The organism is Delftia sp. ZNC0008 (assembly GCF_000799035.1).
In the GTDB taxonomy this organism is placed as follows: domain Bacteria; phylum Pseudomonadota; class Gammaproteobacteria; order Burkholderiales; family Burkholderiaceae_C; genus Comamonas; species Comamonas tsuruhatensis.
Genome location: NZ_JTKZ01000171.1, coordinates 1 through 327, shown reverse-complemented (window position 1 = coordinate 327; position 327 = coordinate 1). Strand labels below are relative to the sequence as shown.

Sequence of the window (327 nt, the reverse complement as noted above, 5' to 3'; positions counted from 1 at the left end):
CGCTGCGCGCAAGGCGGCATGGGGCGATACCGCGAACCCGGCCAGCATGTCGGCCTGCTCGCACAGCAGATCGTCGGCCAGGCTGCCCATGAGCCGTATGCCGCAGGCCATGCGCGCAGGTTCCTCGGATTCCAGCAGCCCGCGCAGCGCCGCCGCAGGCAGGGTGCGCAGGCCTTGCGGGTGCGCCAGCAGCCAGGCGGTCGCCATCTCCACCAGTGCCGTCACCGAATGCGCCAGCAGGTGGTGCAGCGGCGGGGCCGGAACGCCGGGCGCGTGCGCGACCAGCGGTGCCTTGTCCGCGAAGAGGGCCTGCACCGCATCGCGGAT

1 pseudogene is annotated in these 327 nt (G+C 73.1%); it reads right to left on the bottom strand.

Annotated features, from left to right (window positions below):
- Positions 1–327 (bottom strand): annotated as a pseudogene (locus L995_RS05720) (hypothetical protein); the annotation flags it as partial.